Genomic DNA, 237 nt, shown 5'->3' with positions numbered 1-237 from the left:
GCCACCGATCCACACTGAGTACTTGCGCTCAGGGGGGGCGATGATCTTGATCTTCATGGTGCTGGGAGCCAGAGCTGTGATCTCCTTCTGCATGCGGTCAGCGATACCAGGGTACATGGTGGTGCCCCCTGACATGACGTTGTTGGCATACAGGTCCTTCCTGATGTCGATGTCGCACTTCATGATGCTGTTGTAGGTGGTCTCATGGATCCCCGCAGACTCCATACCGATAAAGGA

1 protein-coding gene is annotated in these 237 nt (G+C 55.3%); it reads right to left on the bottom strand.

Annotation, left to right across the window (positions count from 1 at the left end; translation table 11 throughout):
- Positions 1–237, bottom strand: a 237-nt coding sequence (locus tag ACWA1B_RS23580) for a hypothetical protein (protein WP_456911122.1), incomplete at both ends; no start/stop codon positions are given.

It is taken from the genome of Flavobacterium xizangense (assembly GCF_054075145.1).
This window is presented reverse-complemented; position numbering and strand designations above follow the sequence as displayed.